This is a genomic window from Streptomyces bullii, from assembly GCF_042657145.1.
Taxonomy (GTDB): domain Bacteria; phylum Actinomycetota; class Actinomycetes; order Streptomycetales; family Streptomycetaceae; genus Streptomyces; species Streptomyces bullii.
In genome coordinates this window covers 565,832-583,647 of sequence record NZ_JBHSNY010000004.1, presented here as the reverse complement: position 1 = coordinate 583,647, position 17,816 = coordinate 565,832, and the positions used below count along the sequence as shown (strand labels likewise).

The 17,816-nt window shown below is 75.0% G+C and carries 9 protein-coding genes; 7 read left to right on the top strand and 2 right to left on the bottom strand.

The features are described from left to right. Nucleotides 1-27: 27 nt before the first annotated feature. Together ACFPZJ_RS14095 and cyc2 are read right to left on the bottom strand one after the other, a co-directional pair. Nucleotides 28-597 (bottom strand): PDZ domain-containing protein, encoded by a 570-nt coding sequence (locus tag ACFPZJ_RS14095; protein WP_381021312.1) that lies wholly within the window; start codon nt 595-597, stop codon nt 28-30. Between the two features lie 356 nt (nt 598-953). Beyond that, nucleotides 954-3,194, bottom strand: coding sequence for a germacradienol/geosmin synthase Cyc2 (gene cyc2 / locus ACFPZJ_RS14090; protein ID WP_381021100.1), 2,241 nt, complete (start codon nt 3,192-3,194; stop codon nt 954-956). Nucleotides 3,195-3,542: 348 nt separating this feature from the next. Between cyc2 and ACFPZJ_RS14085 the strand changes: the two genes are divergently transcribed. The 7 genes from ACFPZJ_RS14085 (at nt 3,543) to ACFPZJ_RS14055 (ending at nt 17,764) form a co-directional block, all read left to right on the top strand. Further along, the gene (locus ACFPZJ_RS14085) at nt 3,543-4,019 is read left to right on the top strand and encodes a hypothetical protein (RefSeq protein ID WP_381021099.1); all 477 of its coding nucleotides are present in this window, start codon (nt 3,543-3,545) and stop codon (nt 4,017-4,019) included. Nucleotides 4,020-4,491: 472 nt separating this feature from the next. Beyond that, nucleotides 4,492-6,780, top strand: a complete 2,289-nt coding sequence (locus ACFPZJ_RS14080) for a hypothetical protein (protein WP_381021098.1) — start codon at nt 4,492-4,494, stop codon at nt 6,778-6,780. Then, entirely contained in the window at nt 6,780-12,827 is a 6,048-nt protein-coding gene (locus ACFPZJ_RS14075) for a CHAT domain-containing protein (protein ID WP_381021096.1), read from the top strand. The genes ACFPZJ_RS14080 and ACFPZJ_RS14075 overlap by 1 nt, the downstream gene beginning before the upstream one ends. A 28-nt stretch (nt 12,828-12,855) precedes the next feature. Then, nucleotides 12,856-13,257 carry a hypothetical protein gene (locus ACFPZJ_RS14070; RefSeq protein ID WP_381021094.1) on the top strand — a complete coding sequence of 134 codons (402 nt, stop codon included), beginning with the start codon at nt 12,856-12,858 and terminating at the stop codon, nt 13,255-13,257. Between the two features lie 15 nt (nt 13,258-13,272). After that, nucleotides 13,273-13,737 carry a nucleotide exchange factor GrpE gene (locus ACFPZJ_RS14065; protein WP_381021092.1) on the top strand — a complete coding sequence of 155 codons (465 nt, stop codon included), beginning with the start codon at nt 13,273-13,275 and terminating at the stop codon, nt 13,735-13,737. Further along, nucleotides 13,734-15,875, top strand: coding sequence for an Hsp70 family protein (locus ACFPZJ_RS14060; RefSeq protein ID WP_381021090.1), 2,142 nt, complete (start codon nt 13,734-13,736; stop codon nt 15,873-15,875). Before ACFPZJ_RS14065 ends, ACFPZJ_RS14060 begins: the two co-directional genes overlap by 4 nt. Then, the gene (locus ACFPZJ_RS14055) at nt 15,872-17,764 is read left to right on the top strand and encodes an Hsp70 family protein (RefSeq protein WP_381021088.1); all 1,893 of its coding nucleotides are present in this window, start codon (nt 15,872-15,874) and stop codon (nt 17,762-17,764) included. Before ACFPZJ_RS14060 ends, ACFPZJ_RS14055 begins: the two co-directional genes overlap by 4 nt. Nucleotides 17,765-17,816: the final 52 nt, after the last annotated feature.

The following is a 17,816-nucleotide window of genomic DNA, read 5'->3' as shown; positions in this document are numbered from 1 at the left end:
GCCGGCTCACCAGCCGCTTCCGGGTGATCACGTGACGACGCCCGGTACGACCGTCAGCTGCTGGTAGCCGCCGCTGCGGTGCAGCACCGTCAGCGTGGTCTCCGTACCGGGGCGCGCGGCGGCGACGGCGCGGGCGAGGTCGGCGGCCGAGTCGACGCGGGTGGTTCCGAAGGCGAGGAGGACGTCGCCCAAGACCAGTCCGGCCGAGAACCCCGGGCCGGGGATGTGGACCGCGACGACGAGGGCTCCCGGCTTGCGGGCGTCCGCGACCTCCACGCCGAGGGTCGCGCGGGCGGTCGCGGGCGCCGGGAGGGCCGACGGTGACAGGCCGGTCCGCGCCGAGGCGGACGGGCTGCCCGGCTGCCCCGGGTGCCTCGACTGTTCCGGCCATCCCAGCTGTTCAGGCTGGTCAGACCGTTCCGGCCGTTCCGGCTGTCCCGGCTGTTCCCGCTGCCGAGGTTCCGGCTGTCCCTGCTGCCCTGGGTGCCCCGGCTGCCGCATCTGCTCGGCGAGACGCCCGCTGCCGATCACCGTGGCCCCCATCGCGCCCAGACCGGCCCCAACCAGGACCAGGAGCAGCCCGACGGCCACGGCCATCGACACGCCCGCCAGCCGCCGCCCGAGCCGTCGCGCGGCACTCGGGCGGCTTCCAGCGTGCGGGCCGCGCTCAACGGGGCCGGTGCCAGTACCGGTGCTCACGCCGGTGCCGGTGCTGACGCCGGTGCCAGTGCTGACGCCGGTGCCAGTGCTGACGCCGGTGCCAGTGCTGACGCCGGTGCCAGTGCTGACGCCGGTGCCAGTGATGATGCCCGTGCCGGTGTTGGTGCCGCCCCGGCTCTGACCGGGCATCGGCTTCGGACGCAACACGCTGTGTTCCATGATCGCCTCCGGCTGGTGCTCTACCCGGCGCACCAGCGGATGACGAGCCACGAACGAGTGAGACTGATGCGGGGTCAGGGAAGGGAAGCAATCGACACGGGTGTGGCCGCCCGGTTGGAGACGGGCGGCGTGGGCGGCCGGTCCGGGAGGAAGCCGTGGATACGGCGAGCCAGGAACTCGGGCTTGTAACGGTCCACGGCCCGGTGCCAGTTGAGGATGCCGGCCATCCAGTTGCGCAGGTCCACCACGTAGTCCCGCATCACGGCGCGCGCCTCCTCCGACAGCGCGAAGTCCTCGTACAGCACGGGCAGTTCATGCTCGACGACGTGCTCGAACTGCCGCATGCGCTGGCTCATCAGGTCGTGGACGACGCCCAGACCGGTGGGATAGTCGCAGCCGAAGAAGTTCTGCACGACGAGGATCGCGTTGTGGATCTCGCCCTCGTACTCGATCTCCTTCTGGTACGAGAAGACGTCGTTGAGCAGGCACGCGAAGTCGACGGCGGCGTTTTCCAGCGAGCGGACCGGACCGCTGCGGTACACCTCGGGCGGGACGGCCGGGCCGTGGCCCATCCGGCACAGACTCAGGGTGAGGTCGGCGCCGAAGGTCCGGCGGCGCATCTCCAGGTAGTCGACCGGGTCGGGCACGCGGTTCTGGAGCTGGTTGGACAGCTCCCACAGCCAGGCCTCGGTCATCACGTTCACCGCGTCCTTCAGCGTGCGGCGCTGCCCGGGCGTCATGCCCGCCGTCGTGCGCGCCCACAGGTCGGTCAGGGCGCGCTCCATGCCGTTGACCGGCACCGGGGGCCGCTCGCCGGCGACGGGCATGCAGTCCGACAGGCGTGCCGTGGTCAGCCGGGCGGCGGCCAGGTCGCGGCGGTGGCCGTGGACGAGCGGGTAGTAGTCGTCGCCGTAGGTGCCCCAGGCGAGCCACTGTGCGCTGAGGTCGAGGGCCTCGGGGGTGGCGTCCGGGTCGAGGCCCGCCGAGCACAGCGCGAGGTCGTAGGCGGCGAGCTTGTCCTCGTCCCAGACGCCCTCGCGGAGGATGCCCGTCCGGTGCGCCCAGTCGGTCAGGTTCCGGCGGGCACGGTCCAGGTGCGGGCTGAGCTCCAGGGGGAACGGCATGCGGATGTCGGGGATGCGGGACGGGCCGACCTTCTGGAACGGCACGTGCGTGTAGGCGCGCAGCCTCCCCCACTGCGCGGCAGGTGGGGGAGGCGTCCTGACGGCGCCGGCCGAGGCGAGCAGTGCGCGCACGTCGGCCGCCGCGCCCAGGCCGCCGACACCGGCACCGGCACCGGCACCGGGCCACGGCTTCGTGCCGCGCGCGTTCTCGTTCATGTAGCGGCTGGAGCGCAGGTGCCACTCGTGTCCGCCGGACTGCCAGTCCTGCAGTCCCTTCGCGTACGCCGCCACGGCCGCGACCTCATGCGGGGGGAGGCCCTTGTCCACGGCCAGGGCGGGCACTTCGGTGAACGCCGTGTGCTCGAACTGGTGGAGCCGCGAGGTGAGGATGTCGTTGACGGTGTCGGCGGCCTCCTGGGTGGAGCAGCCGAAAAAGGTCTCCAGGACCAGCACGCCGTTGCTGTTCTCGCCCTCGTCCTCCACCTCCCGCTGGTAGGAGAACAGGTCGTTGCGCAGGTGCACCGCGTCGGAGAACGTCTCCATCAGCACCCTGAGCGGCCGCGACCCGGCGACGGAAGCGGGCACCTCGGCGGTCGCGTACTCCACGAGCCCCGCCGACCAGGGGGCGCCGCCCACCTTGCGGCGCATCTCGATGTACTCGACGGGGTTGGCGATCCGCCCCTCGTTGATGTTGGACAGCTCCCACAGGGACTCGTTGAGGAGGTGTTCGGTGGCCACGGCGAAGCGGCGGCGCCAGTGCGCGGACATCGCCGGGACGGTGCGGGCCCACAGATCGGCCAGCCCCCTCTCGACCGGGTTCTGCGGCTCCGGCACGGGAGTCGCGAGGTCCAGGGGCATGAACAGGGGCAGCCGGTCCAGGTGGGCCTTGCCGCCGGCACGGTCCTGGGAGCGTTTGTACATCTCCAGGAAGTGGTCGTCGAAGAAGAAGACCCACACGTACCAGTCGGTGATGAGGGACAGCGAGGGTCCGTCGCAGTCGGGATGGGTGTAGGCGCACAGCAGGCCGTAGTCGTGCGCGTCGAGGTCGGCCCGCTCCCAGACCCCGGAACCCTCCAGCATGCCCATCTCGCATGCCCACGCGGTCGAGTGGGCGCGGGCCTCGTCGACGTGCGGGTTCAGCCGCGCAGGGTGCGGCACGTAGAAGTGCGGGAGTTCGAACGGCTGCGTCATGGCCGGGCCCTACCCGGGGGTCCGCGTCACCATCCGCGAGGCGGGACATGATCACACCATCGCGTGAACCGGGGTGACGGCGGGAACGTCCGGTGGCCTGGCGCGAATGCGCGAAACGGGGTGTTCCGGCCGACGTCCGGCGATCCGCTGTACCGGCTGGTCGGGACGGCAGCACGGTTCTGGACTCGGACCGCCGACCGGTGTGGCAGGACGTGCGGGTTCTGTGAGGCTTCCCAAGCACGGGCGGGCACAAGGGCGTTCAGGTGGCGTGGGGCATTCCCCCGGCTCTAGGCTCGGGCGTCACATGGAAGCCGACCGGCCGTGCTGGCCCGGGGGAGGTAGGCCGTCATGACCGAAGCACCGTCGCGCGCGGAACTGCTGTTGGCCCAGGACGTCTCCGAGGTGCTGGAGAAGGAGCTGACCGCCCGGTTCCGGGACATGGGCGTGTCCGAGATCCGGGTCCGGCGCACCCTCGGCCACCGCGGGCCCGCCGAACTCCAGTGGCTGGTGCTCGCGTCGCTGCCGCTCCAGGCGTTCCTGGCAGGACTGGGCAGCGAGGCCGTGCGGGACGGTTACGCCGCGCTCAAGAAGCTCGTCGCCCGCGTGTTCCGGCGCGACGGTTCGGCCGAGGACGCGGCCGTGCCCCGGCCGCTGGTGCTCCAGGACGAGCGGACGGGACTGCGGATCGTCCTGGAACCGGATCTGCCGCAGCAGGCGTACGAGCAGTTGACGGAGCTCGATCTGACGGAGTTCTCGATCGGGCCGGTCCACTACGACCGCACGCGCGAGCGGTGGCGGTCCGAACTGGACGAGGCCGCGGGCTGAGGCGCGGGACACGGTGGGGTACGACGACGTGCACCACGGAGCGGGGGCTCGGAACGTGACGCAGCCCAGTGAACTGGACCGGGCACGGCAGGACTGTGAGCGGGGCGAGTCCCTCCTGACGGCCGGCGACACCGAGGAAGCGGCCCGGGCCTTCCGGACGGCACTGGCCCGCCTGGGACCGGGCACAGGGGGCGGAGGCGGGGTCGGTGCCGGAGGCGAGGCTGGGGCCGGGGCCGGAGGCGAAGGAACCCAGGACTCAGGGGCCGGAGGCTCGGGAGCCCAAGGCGCAGGCGCCGAAGGTTACGGTGCCCAGGACGCAGGCGCCGGAGGCGAAGAAGTCCAGGACACAGGCGACGGAGCCCCGAACTCAGGCACCGGTTCCCGAGTCGGCGGCACGCCGGACGAAGGCACCGCGTCCGGAGCCGCCAGCAGGGCCGTAGAGGGTGCCGCGGGCCCCGGTGACGACGCCGCCGTGCGGCTCGCCGTGCGGGCGTACATCGGCCTGGGGCGGGTGAAGCTCGCTGTCGGGGAAGCGGTGCGGGCCGAGGAGGAGTTCCGGCGGGCCGTGACGCTCGACCCCACGGACCCGGACCCGTTGTACTGGCTCGGGTGCGCCGCCGCCCATCAGGGGGCGCACACCTTCGCGGAGCGGAAGTTCACCGAGGCCCTGGGCCGGTGCGAGGGGCACGGGCGGATCCTCGTCCAGCGTGCCTACGCGCGCGTGCGCCTCGGCCGGCCCGCCCAGGCGCTGGCCGACTTACGGGCCGCGGAGCGCGTGGGCGCGCTGGACGCGGAGGCCCGCTGGGTCATGGCCGCGCTGTCGGGTACCCCGGCGCGCGATGTCGCCCGGCTGCTGGCGGCGGCCGCGAGGTCCGCGATGACGCGCGCGCAGGCGGCGGGCCCGCAGGGCCGCTCCGGGCCGGGCGACGACTGGAGCAGGGCCGCCACCCTGCTCGACAGCGCCCGCCGACTCGCTCCGGACGTACGGGAGTTCACGCTCCCCCACGCCGTCGCCCTCTGTCTGAGCGGTCGGCGCCCGGACGCCCTCGCCCTCCTGGCCGACGCCTCCCGCGCCGCGCCCGCCGACCGGTCCGTCGCCCACGCCCTGGCCGTGATGACCTGGCACGGGCTCCCGCCCTCCTCCGGCCCGGGCACCGCCCAGGCCTGGGCGCGGTGCGTCGCGCTGTGGACCGGGCTGCTGCACGACACGGCCTTCTGGGAGCGGTGGCGCACCGGCACGGCCCAGCGCTACGGCGCCCCCGTCGACGACGCGGACCTGGCCACACTCCGCGCGGACCTGCACACCCGGCTCGAGGCGGCCATGCCCGAGCACGGCCCCAGCGGCCGTCCCTCCCCCGATGCCGTACTGCACCGCGAGACGGAGGCGGCGCGGCGGCTGGCCGACGCGGGCGGGCTGCCCCTGGCGGCCGGCGCAGCACCCGTGGTCTGCGGGCCCCTGCGGATCGCGGACCTCGGCAGGGAGAAGGAGTTGGGCGCCTTCGTCGCCGCACTGGGCGAAGCCGCCCCGGCGTTACGGAGGGCCTTCTCGCAGCTGGGGTTCGTCGAGTCCCTGCTCTCGCTCGACCGCCCGGACGAGGCGCTGGCGGCACTGTCCGGGCTGCGCTGCCCGAGCTGCCGCGCCCGCGGTTCCGGCCCGGCGGACGGCCCCCGCCGCCCCGAGACCGGAAGAACCTCAGGTCCGACGGAGCAGGCGACACAGTCGGGGCAGCCGCTCTTCCAGGCAGCGCAGGTCTTGTCCCCGGCAGACCAGGCCGACCAGGCCGACCAGGCCACACAACCGAACCAGGCCAAGCCGACGGGCCGGGTCGACGGGACGGGCCACCCCGGCCACGCCGCCCGGGCACCCCAGCCGGCCGAAGCAGCCCAGGCGCCCCAGGCGCCGGAAGCGGCGCCCACGACCACCCAGGCTCCGCCCTCGTCGCCGGCCCCCGCACAGCAGTCGGCCTCCGCGATCCCCGCCCACACCTCGGCCGTTCCTGCCCCCGCCCCCGCCCCGCACGGCCCGGGCGAAGGCGCCGCCCCCGTCTGCGACCCCCACTGTCCCCACTTCGACGCCCGCAACCCGGCGTACGCGGGGCAGCCGGGCAGACACGCCCTGCTCCTGCGGGACGGTCGTGTGCTCGCGCTGGAGGCGCGGCTCGCGCAGGGGCGTGCGGCGCTCGGGACGACCGGTCCCGACGTGCCCGCCGCGGCGCGCAGTTGGCAGCGGGCCCTCGGGCACGCGCGGGCCCTGGAGCGGGAGGCGGAGGTCGAGGAGGCGATCGCCGGCACCGCGCTCGGGGCGGCCAAGGCGCTGTACCGGGCCGGAGACCTCAAGGCCGCGGGCGCGGCGCTGGAGGCGGCGTGCGCGCTCGTCGGCGAGGGCCGCCGCAACCGCCTCCAGGGACAGCTGGCGCGCGTGCTGACCGACCGCGGCATCATGGAGGCCAACCGTGATCCCGAGCAGCTGGAGTCCCCGGCCGCGGACCTGCGCCGCGCCGTCGAGCTCAACCCGCATCTGCATCGCCCGCAGGTCAATCTGGGCCTCCTCCTGCGCTTCCTCGGAGCCCGACTGCGGTGGTCGGGCAGCCTCGTCGGCGCCCGGAACAGACTGGAGGAGGCCAGGGATCGCCTCACCGACGCGCTCGCCCACTTCCCCGACGACCCGGAACTGACCGAGCTCCGTGATCTGGTCGAGCACGATCTGACCCTGGTTCACTCGGAGTTGACACAGGGGCGGATCGGGGGTCTGCCGGAGTGATGGAGTACGAGGAGCTGCGTTTCCGGGTGCGCCCGGTCGGTGTGCGGCGTCATGTGCTGACGGTGAGCGGCCCGGGCGGAGCGGCGGACGTGCTGACGACGGCCGGCCGTGCCGAGGAGTTCCACGAGCGCTGGGAACGGCTGATCGAGGCGGAGCTCGGCTACGCCCCGCTGGGTGGCCAGGACCCGGCGTCCCGGCTGCGCGAGCTGGGCCGGGACGTGTTCGGCCTGCTGCTGGGCAAACAGGCCGAGGAGTGTCTGCGCCACGCGCAGGCCTACGTACGGCGCATGGTGCCCGAGCGTGGGCTGCGGCTGCGTTTCGACCTGCCGCCGGCGTTGCGCGGTCTTCCCCTGGAGGCCCTGTGCGCGCCCGCGACCGAGCCGGGGCAGTCGCCGGCCTTCCACGACGGGGTGTCGCTGGTGCGGTCGCTGCCGGGCGGGCCGATCGGCGGGCGGCTGCCCGAACCGGACGACGAGCCGAGCAAGATACGGCTGCTGGTCGCGCACGCCTCGCCGGCCGGCGAGGGTGCGATGCCGGTGGGTGACGACGAGGTCGGGGCGCTGCTGACGAAGCTGCCCAAGTTCACCGTGGAGACGGTGATGCTGCGGCGGGCCACGCGCGACGCCCTGGAGGCCGCGCTGAGCAAACCCTCGGACCTGCCCACGGCCGTCCTGCTCATCGCACACGGGTCGTACGACACCGAGCGCGGCCGGGGCATGGTGCACCTGGAGACTTCGGGCGGGGGCACCGACCTCGTGCCCGCCGACCTGCTCAGTGGCATGCTGCTGCGGGCGTCGCGGCTGCGGCTGGTCGTGCTCAACCTCTGCTCGGGAGCGGACAGTTCGCACACCGAACCGTTCTCCGGTCTCGCCCAGGCGCTGATCGGGGGCGGGGTTCCCGCCGTGGTCGCCATGCGCGGGCGGGTGAGCGACCGGTCGGCGGGGCTGTTCGGGCCCGCGCTGCTGAAGGGCATCGCGGCCAACCAGACGATCGACGAGGCGATGGCGGCCGCGCGGCGGCACATCTCCTACCAGCCCGGGCACACGGCCACCGAGTGGGCGACCCCGTCGCTGTTCCTGCACGAGGAGTGCAGCCACGGCTGGCTGTTCAAGGCCCGCGAGGTGCGCGACGAGGACAGCGGCAGGGACGACCGGCCCGCGCTGGACCCACTCCAGCGCGGCGACGCGGCGCTGCGGGCCTACGAGAACCCCACCGGGAACGTCGGGTCCGCCCTGGTCATCGAGGCGGCCCGGTACCGGCGGCTGCGCCGGGAGTGGGAACAGGTGCTCAACATCCTGACCACCGACACCCAGCTCCAGGAGGTGCAGCGACTGCTGCGCGCCGAGGCCGCGTACGAACTGGCCTGGCCTCGGGTCCAGCGGCTGTGCGAACTGCTCACGGCGGAGCAGTCGGCACCGGCCGCGCAGGAGCTGGCGCAGGTGCGGGCCGCGCTCCCGGAGGACGAGAGCGCCTGGTGGCCCGTCCTCGTCCACGAGGTGCGGGAACTGGACCGGCTCACGGGGCTGCTGGACCGGGCGCGCACGGCCGAGCGGGACGGGGACTGGGCAGCGGCCCTTCGGCACTGCGAGAAGATCCTCACCGGACGGCCGGACGGGTTCGGCGACGCGGTCCGGCTCCGCGACACCGCCCGGGACGAACTGGCGCTCGCCGACGCCTGCGCCCGTGCGGCCACCGCGTGCGCCTGCGGCGACTGGACCGCCGCGGCCGCGTCGTACGCGAGAGCCCTGGGCCTGCGGCCCGACCACGGCCCCGCGCTGGAGGGAACGGCCTACGTGGACGGCCGTACCGCCGAGGCGGCCGGGGACTGGCCGCGGGCGGCGGACGCGTACGGGCGCTGCGCACGGCTGTACGACGCCACGGCGCGCGCGGCCTACGCCCGCGGCCGGGCCGCCGCCCGCATCGGCGACTGGAGAACGGCGCACGCCGCCTTTGCCCAGGCGACCCGGCGGTACGCGGACCCGCAGGTGGTGCCCCCGGACGGGGCAGACGCCGCACCGGCCCCCGAGGGGTGCCCAGTCCCAGCCGCCGCCACCGCCGACACCGGCACTGACAGTGGCTCACGCACCGGTACCAGCACGGGCACCGAGGCCGACGCGAGCGCCGTCACCACGCACGCCGGCCCCCACGCGCCGCTCACGAACGGACACCACCGCACGAAGGCATCCGGTGGACACCCCACCCCGGACGCCCCGAACGGACACCCCCAAACGCCCTCACCCGACGCCCGCGCCCGCGCCCACCGCGCGCGCGTGCCCGGGCTGGCGCACTGGCTCGCCTACGCCGCCGGGCGTGTGGCGGAGGCCGAGGAGCGGTGGGAGGAGGCGGCCGAGCGGTTAGGGTCGGCCGGTGGTTTCCCGGACGCCGTGGTGCGGTCCCACCACGCGCGCGGGCGGGCGGCCGCCGAGGCCGGGGCCTGGCCCGAGGCGCTGGACGCGATGGAGCGGGCGACGACCGCGCTGCGTCAGGCGCGAACCGCAGCAGCGGTCCCGGCGACCGCCCCCGTGCCGCCGCAGGCCGGCCGCGCCCCGGCCCCGCACCGGCAGACCGATTTCACCGGCACCTCGCCTGCGCCCCCGCACCGGCGGACCGAAGCCGCCACCTCCCCCGTCACGGACCGGAAACCCGAAGAGCCCGGCCTGTTAGCCCTGTTCGCGGACGACCTGCCCGATCCCGCCGGCCGGCTCGCGGAGTTGCGGCAGCGTGTCCACGAGAGCGCCGGCGCGGCGGCCGAGGCGGGCGACTGGGAGCGGGCGGTGGAGTGCCTGCGGCTCTTGCCGGACGCGTACGAGGACGCCCTGGCGCGGCGCCGGTACGCACAGGGCCGGGTCGCGGAGGCGGCCGGGAACTGGGAGGCGGCGGCCGAGGCGTACGCGGAGGCAGAGCATCCGGACGCGCCGGCGCGTCGGCACTACGCCCTCGGCCGGGCCTGCGCGGTGCGCGAGGAGTGGGACGCGGCGCGGGACCACTTCGCCGAGGTGCCCCCGCGCCTCCACGACCTGCCGGAACCGCCCGCCGCGCTGCTGCTGTACGCCCGGGGCCGGGCCGCGTCCGCGCGCGGGGACTGGAAGGCCGTCGTCGAGGGGTTCGGCGGGCTGCCGGACAGTCACGCGGACGGCGACGTGGGCCACCGCCGCAAGTACGCCCGTGCCCGCCTGGCCGAGCATCAGGAGGCCGCCAGACCCGACACCTGGACATCGGTGCTCGGTCACCTGGACGACGTACCGGACGAGGCCCTGGACGGCGCGGTGGGCCTGCTGCGCCGCAAGGCGACGGGGCTGCACGCGCTGAGCCTGGGCGAACTGGAGCGCGCCCGCGACCTGTTCGCGCCGTGCACGGACGACGAGGAATTCGCCCGGCTGCACCGCTATGCGCAGGCGCGGCTGTACGAGCGGGAGGACCGCTGGGCGCAGGCGCTCGCCGCCTACCAGGAACTGCCGCAGGACCACGGCGACGTGGCGCCGCGCGCCCGGTACGCGCAGGCCCGGGTCGCCGAGACCGCCGCCGACGGGGCCGGACCCTGGCGGGCCGTGCGGGACGCCTACCAGGACCTGGCGGACGCCTTCGCCGACGAGGGCGGTTTCGCGGACGCCGCGGTGCGCGCCCGGTACGCCCGGGCCCGTCTCGCCGAGGCCGAGGGCGACTGGGAGGAGGCCTGCCGGGTCGCCGACGCACTGCGGGGCCACGCCGACGCGCCCCGGGTCGCCGCCTATGCCCGCGGGCGGCTGACGGAGGCCCAGCGCGACTGGCACCGGGCCGCGGAGGCGTTCCGCGGCTGTGCGGCGTACCGCGACGCCGGGCCGCGGCTGGCCCACTGCGAGGGGCGGCTGCTGGAGGAACAGGGCCGGTTCGCGGCGGCGGTCGAGGCGTACGAGCGGGCCGGGGCGCGGCACGAGGGGGCCGGGGCGCAGGCGGTGCGGCTGCGTGGGGTGCTGCGGGTGCTGCCCTGGGTGGACGGCCCGATGGGCGAGCCGCTGGTGGCGGACCCGTTCGCGCTGCGCGACGCCACCTTCCCGTATCTGGCGCTGCGGGACGCGGGCGTGGGCCCCGGATCGTCGATGGACGTGGTCAACGAGGTGTCGTTCACGCTGATGGAGCGGGGCGGCACGACGTGGAGCTGGCAGGAGCGGGTGGCCTGGGACCGGCTGCGGGTGCCCGCGCGGCGGCTGGAGCTGGACGCCCTGCTGTACCGCTGGCACGCCCCGAACGCGGTGCGGGAGGCGGTGGGTCATCTGGCGCCGGACGACGGGTCCGATCCGCTGGACGCCCTGTGCGAGCGGTTCCCGCGCGACGCGCCCCTGTTGCTCCTGCTCGCCCGCGGCCGGGAGGCGGCCGTCGCGGCGTGGGAGCGGGAGCTCGCGGCGGCGCCCGGCGACATGGCGGTGGTGCACGGGCTGGCCGTGGCGCGCCTGTGGCAGGCCCGGGAACTGGAGCACAGCGGGGCGTGGGAGCATGCGGTGCGGGCCTGGGAGGCGGCGCTCGCGTACTGGGCGGCCCTGCTGAGCGACGAGGGCTACTGGGACTCCTGGCGGGCCGAACGCGCGGACTGCTACCAGCGGACCGTGTCCCTCGACGATCTGGCGCGGCTGCGCTGGGACCTCAGCCGGCTGCTGTCCGACCGGCTCGCGGCGGGCGAGCAGAGCCACACCGAGCAGGACCGGCCGGAGCAGGCCGAGGCGTACCGGGCGCTGACCGCGCTGTTCGAGGCGGAGCTGGGCGGCGCCCGGGTGCTCAAGGAGGTCGGTGGCCTGCCGTTGGTGCCGGGCACGGCCGCCGCGCCGGCCTTCGGGCCCCGCTATCTGCGCATGCTGCGGCTGGAGGTGCCGCTGGCCGAGCGGGCCGCCGAGCTGAGCGCGGACGCCCAACGGGGCTATGACCCGGGCGAGTTCGCGGTGCGCAAGCTGCGCTGGGCGTTCTCGGAGCTGTCGCCCGCGTACGCGCTGTGCGAGGCGCACCGGTTCGAGCAGGCGCTCCAGGCGCTGCCCGCGCTGCCCGCGCTCACCGAACTGCCCGAGGACTGCGCGGGTCCCGGTACGACCGCTGGCCCGGGGGCGCACCTGGAGGGCTGCGGCCACTGCCGGGACTTCCTGCGCCGCAACCCGGCCTACCTGCTGCTGCCCCGGCGGCACGCCCGGTTCGTCCAAGACGGCGCGGCGCTCGCGGTGCAGGCCCGGCTGGCGCTCGCGCAGGCGGCGCTGACCAGCGGTTCCGGCGGGCTCGACCGGGCGCTGGAGCAGTGGTCGCAGGCCGTGCGGGTGTCCACCCGGGCGGGGATGCCGGCGCGCACCCACTGGGCGGTGGTGCAGATGGTGCTCGGGCGCGTCGAGGCGCTGACCTACGCGGAGGCGGACCAGCGGGACGCCGCCCTGGACGAGGCCGTGGACCTGGTCGAGCGGGTCAAGCCGGTGCTCCAGCCGCTGGCCCGTGATCTGGCGGCCCAGCTGGACGCCCAGCTGTCGCTGCTGCTGTCGATGCGCGGGGTGTGGCGTGCCTCGGCGCGCGGGCGGTACGGCCTGCCGCTGGACGTGCCCGCCGCCGAGGCCGATCTGCGCCGGGCCCTGGAGCTGAACCCGGCGTCGGGCCACGCCCGCGACAACCTCGTACGGTGCCTGGTGTTCACGCTCGACGGGCGCACCACCGATCCGGTCGGGCGGCTGGGGCTGATCGAGGAGGCGCTCGGTCTGCTGCACACGGGGCTCGGACAGCAGCTGGCACACGGCTACCGGGAGACGCTCACCGAGACCCTGAACGAGCTGGAGCGGCTGGTGTCGGAGCGGATCGGCATCGACGGGCTGGCCGAGCTGATGCGGGCGATGGCCCAGGAGCGGCACCCGGACCCCGCCGATGTCGCCTCGCTGGCACGGCAGTTGGCGGAGCGGGCGCGGCGCGCTCTGGAGGAGGACGGCGACGTGGCGCTGGCCGTGCACCTGCTGATCCGGGCGGCCCGTACGGACGTGTCGTCGGCCCGGATCCGCACGTTCCTGCTGGAGACCGTCCGCCGCTGGCGCGATGTGCTGCGGGCCCCGTGAGCGAAGCCGAGGAGGAGAACGCGACGTGATGATCGAGGATCCGGGTGAGGACCCGGGCCGAACCTCGCCGTACGCGGCGCTGGCCCCGGTGGGCGTCACGCCCCTGACGACACACGCCGAGATGCAGGACGTGTCCTTCGAACTGCAGGCCCGTGGCCTGATGACGCGGCGGACCCAGCAGGCGTGGAACGACCTGCGCACGCTGCGCCGCCGGCTGCTGCTCGACCTGTTCGTGTACGACCTCGGCGACGCCGGCGGGCCGGACGACGGCGCGGGCGACGACGGCTGCGGGCAGCGGTCGGGGCCGGAGGGTGGATCCGCGCGGTCGTGCGGCGCGTCCGAGGAGGCGGGAGGGCCGGCGCGCCCCGTGGGGCCGCCTCCGCCGTGGGCGGCCCGGCTGCTGGACGACCTGATCCGGTTCGACCGGTGACCGCGAGGAGTGGTGATGACTGAGTCGGACATGTCGGCCGCGCGGCTCGGCTACGCCCATGCCCGGGAGCTGGCCGCGCGCGACGCCGCCCACCGGGCGCACGTGGAGCGGTTGTTGCTGCTGTGCGCGGACACCCTAGACGACTTCGACCGGCTGCTGGCCGGTGGCCCGGCGCGGGACGCCGAGGCGTATCGGGGCAGCCTGGCGCGGATCGCCGAGCGGTTCGAGACGGCGCTGCGCGGTGAGGGCCTGGAACCGATCGGTGTCCCGGGTGAGCGGGCGGACCCGGCCACGCATCACGTGGTCGGGGTACGGCCGTCGGCGCCGGCCGCCGAGGACGAGGTGCTGGAGGTCGTGCAGCGCGGGTACGGCTACGCGGGCCGGGTGCTGCGCGGCGCCCGCGTGGTGGTCGCCGTACCCGGCGACGGGCACGGCGGCGGGAACGAGCAGGGGATGCGGCAGGAGGGGGAGCGGGAATGACGGCGATCGGTATCGACCTCGGCACCACCAACAGCGTGGTCGCCCACTACGACCCGGACCGCCAGGAGGCCAGGGTGGTCCGCAACGGCGAGGCCGAGAACCTGACGCCCTCGGTGGTCGGCATGATGCGCCGGGAGGGATCGGAGTCGCTGCTCGTCGGGCGGTACGCGCTCAACTGGGCGGAGAAGAACCCGCAGGACACGGTGGTGTCGGTGAAACGGCTGATGGGCCGGGACTTCACCGACGCCAAGGTGGCGCGGGCCCGGGACCGGCTCAGCTACAAGATCGTTCCGGGCCCGGACGACGATCCTCGCGCGCACGTGGTCTTCGGCGGGCGGACCACCACACCGGCCGAGGTCTCCAGCGCGATCCTCGGCAAGCTCGTGAAGGACGCCTCGCGCAACCTCGGCGAGGAGGTGAACCAGGCCGTGATCACGGTCCCGGCGCACTTCGGCGACGCCCAGCGGGCCGCGACCCGGGAGGCGGCCGAGCTCACCGGGATCACCGTGAAGAAGATCATCGACGAGCCGACGGCGGCCGCGATCGCCTTCGGCCTGGACAAGCGGGGCGGGGAGCGCAGCCGCATCCTCGTCTACGACCTGGGCGGCGGCACGTTCGACATCTCGGTGCTGGACTCCACCAAGGGCCACGACGGCAACGCCCAGTTCGCCGTGCGGAAGTTCACCGGCGACGACTGGCTGGGCGGCGACGACTTCGACCTGGCCGTCGTCGACCGGATCGCCCAGTGGGTGCGGCAGGAGTACGGCGTCGACCCCTCGCAGGACGAGCGGTTCCGGTTCCTCGCCAAGCGGGAGGCCGAGCAGGCCAAGCGGGTGCTGAACGACCTGCCCGAGACCATCGTCAACATCCCGGCCGGCTACACCGGTGACGGCGTCGTCGTCGACGTCTACATGCCGCTGAGCCAGGCCGAGTTCCGGGAGCTGACGGACCCTCTGGTGCGGCGCACCATGGACCTGGTCCGCGAGACCCTGGAACAGGACGGCCTGACCACCTCGCAGATCACGGACGTCCTGTTGGTCGGCGGCGGCACGCTGACCCGTTCGGTGTACGAGGCGGTGGAGGCGTTCTTCGGCCGGGAGAAGGTCCGCCGCAACATCAACCCCATGGAGTGCGTGGCGCTGGGCGCGGGCATCCTGGCGGGCACCCTGAACGGGGTGGAGTGCCCCGCCCGGGACTGCGACACCGTCAACGACGAGAGCGCGACGGTGTGTGCGACGTGCCGGACGAGCCTGGCGGGCGCCCGTGCGGTCGGCACGACGGGTCTGTACGAGGTGACCGGCGTCGCGATGGGCATCGGCGCGGTGCGCGGCTCGCAGCGCGACGTCTTCGTCCCGATCATCGAGAGCGGCACCGCCTACCCGCTGCCCGAGCCGTGCACGAAGGTGTTCCAGGCGACGGACAGCCGCCTGATCCGGGTGCCGGTGTACGAGGGCAACAGCCCGGTGGCGAGCAAGAACGACGAGCAGGGCGTCGTGGAGTTCGAACTGCCGCAGGAGATCGACCTCAACCAGCGCGTCGAGGTGTCGTTCAACTACGACGCGAACCGGACCATCACGGTGACCATCACGGTGCCCGGCACGGACATGCGGCTGGAGTCCCGTCCCAAGCGGGAGAAGCCGCGCACCCCGCCGCCCGCCCCGGTGCTGGAGCCGGACAGCGCCACGCTGCGGCAGCGGCTGGAGTGGGCCAAACGGGACGCGGAGAAGTTCCTGCAGCGGTACGGCGGTTATGTGGAGGACCTCCAGGAGATGAAGGTCCGCCGGGACCTGCAGCAGGCCGAGCAGGTGCTCCGGCAGGGCGAGAGCGGCGAGTACAAGCGGCTCACCGAGCTGCTGATCGACGACATGTACCACAACTGCGGCTACGCCAGTCAGTTCCTGCACGCGGAGGAGGCCACGGACGGGGCGCCGCCGGAGACGGCGAGCCTGATCAACGAGGCGGTGGGCTATGTGAAGCAGGCCCACTCCGAGGGCAACCGCCTGCTGGCCGCCCAGCAGGCCCGCAATCTCGCCAACCTGGTGGCGCAGGCGTACGACGCGCGCCGGGTCTCGGCGTTGCGCGACACCGAGCGCTTCGGCGGGATCCTGCGGGTCCCGGACGACGCGGCGGACGCGTGACCGCGCCGGGGGGTACGGAGGGGCCCGCGCCGGGCCTCGGGCTCGGCCTTGACTTCGGCAGCACGGGGGTGCGGGCGGCGTTCGGGCTGCCGGGCGGACCGGTGCGGCGGCTCGCGCTGTCCGGGCGGCGGTGGCCGTGGCTGCTGTGCGAGCCGACGGTGGCCGGCCCGCTGCCGGTCACGTTCCCCAGTCTGAAGAGCCGGCTGGGCAGCGGGCGTCCGGCCCTGGTCGGCGGGGTGCCGACGGCGGTGGACGAGGTGGTGACGGGGCTGCTGCGCGAGGTGCGCGAGCAGGTGGAGGCGGTGGCCGGCGCGCGGATCGCGCTGACCGTGATCAGCGTGCCGGTGAGCTACCGCTCGGCGCAGCGGACGGCCCTGCTCGACGCGGCCCGCGCCGCCGGGCTCGACGAGGTGCGCCTGATCGGCGACGCGATGGCCGCGGTCATCGGCCACACGGAGGGGCGCGGCAGCGCCACGTGCCTGGTGTACGGCCTGGGGTACGGCGGGTTCGAACTCGGGCTGGTGCGCGCCGCGCGGGAGCGCTACCGGGCGCTCGGGCACGAGACCGCGGCCAGCACCGGAGGCCGGGCGTTCGACGACGCCGCGCTGTCCGGCGCGCTGCGGGCCGTGCGCGGCCGGGCCCAGCCGGCCGGCCTCGTCGAGGCCGGCTGGCTGCGGATGCGCGCCCGGGTGGAGCGGATCCGGGAGGAGCTCGGCGCCCCCGGCGGTCACGGCGCGGCGCTGCTGGACTTCGACCTCGGCGGCGGCCCGACCCGGCTGAGGATCGAACGGGCGGAGCTTGAGGCGTATCTGGAGCGCCATGTGCGCCGTACCCGCGACCGTGCGCGCACGCTGCTCGACCAGTCCGGGATGGATGCCCGGGACGTCGACACTCTGCTGCTGGTGGGCGGCGGTACCCGGCTGGAGACGATCCGGTCGGGGGTGCGCGGGCTCGGGCGGGACACCGTACGGGCGCCCGACCACCTGCTCGCCACCGGTGCCCTGATGCACGCGGCGCGGCTGGCGGGGGTGCCGCCGGCGGGGGCGGACGGACTGGCGGCGCTGGAGCCCGCCGACCCGTCCGAGGACACGCTGTCGGACGCCCCGCGGCTGACGGTCACGCTGGTGTCTCCCCCGCCTCCCCCGCCGGAGCCGTCCCTGGCGCGCCTCCCGCCGCCCGTGTCCGCGGCGCCGGCCGCCTCCCCCGGGCCCGGTGCCGTGGACGCCCCGGACGGGCCCCTGGACGTCGCGCGGGCGCGGGAGCTGGTGGCGCGCGGGCAGGTCGGTCAGGCGCGGGCGCTGCTGGAGACGATCGTGACCGAGGCGCGGGCGCTGCTCGGTTCCCTCGGCACGGACCCGTCCCCACGGCCTCCGGAGCCTGCTCCGCCTGTGGAGGCCCCGCAGCCGCCGGAGTCCTCGGCGCCGTCCGACCCCGAGCACTGGGCGGACCGCAAGGCCGCGCGCCGTCTGGCCACCGCCCGCGACCTGCTGACGGAGGGCCGGTACGCGGAGGCGGTGGGCGCCTCGCACGCGGCCTGGCAGGCCGCCGGGGAGGGCACGTCCGGGCCCGACGTGCTCGACGCGATGATCGGCGTGCACTGCGCGGCGGCCATGGCCGACTTCTCGCCCGAGCACTTCCCCGACGCCGAACGCTGGCTGCGGTGCGCCTACAGCCACGACCCCACCAACGCGCGCGTGCGTGGACTGCTCGCCGAGCGCACCTACCGCCACGCGGAGCGGCTCGACGGCCGCGGACGGCACGACGAGGCCGTCGAGGCGCTGCACCGCTGTCTGGGCTGGAACCCCGAACACGGCGCCGCACAGGCCCTGTTGGAGCGACTGGGCCGTCGCGGCAGGAACCACCGGGACCGCGGCGGCGTCCCCCGCTGAGGAGTGCCCGGCAGATCGCAGGAGCACCGGCCGCCCCCGGTGCTGAGTCAGG

What these genes read in the sequence shown, in the direction of transcription:
- ACFPZJ_RS14075 (WP_381021096.1), top strand. Translation starts at nt 6,780, where the DNA reads ATGGAGTACGAGGAGCTGCGTTTCCGGGTGCGCCCGGTCGGTGTGCGG.
- ACFPZJ_RS14095 (WP_381021312.1), bottom strand. Translation starts at nt 597, where the DNA reads ATGGCCGTGGCCGTCGGGCTGCTCCTGGTCCTGGTTGGGGCCGGTCTG.
- ACFPZJ_RS14070 (WP_381021094.1), top strand. Translation starts at nt 12,856, where the DNA reads ATGATCGAGGATCCGGGTGAGGACCCGGGCCGAACCTCGCCGTACGCG.
- ACFPZJ_RS14060 (WP_381021090.1), top strand. Translation starts at nt 13,734, where the DNA reads ATGACGGCGATCGGTATCGACCTCGGCACCACCAACAGCGTGGTCGCC.
- ACFPZJ_RS14065 (WP_381021092.1), top strand. Translation starts at nt 13,273, where the DNA reads ATGACTGAGTCGGACATGTCGGCCGCGCGGCTCGGCTACGCCCATGCC.
- ACFPZJ_RS14085 (WP_381021099.1), top strand. Translation starts at nt 3,543, where the DNA reads ATGACCGAAGCACCGTCGCGCGCGGAACTGCTGTTGGCCCAGGACGTC.
- cyc2 (WP_381021100.1), bottom strand. Translation starts at nt 3,194, where the DNA reads ATGACGCAGCCGTTCGAACTCCCGCACTTCTACGTGCCGCACCCTGCG.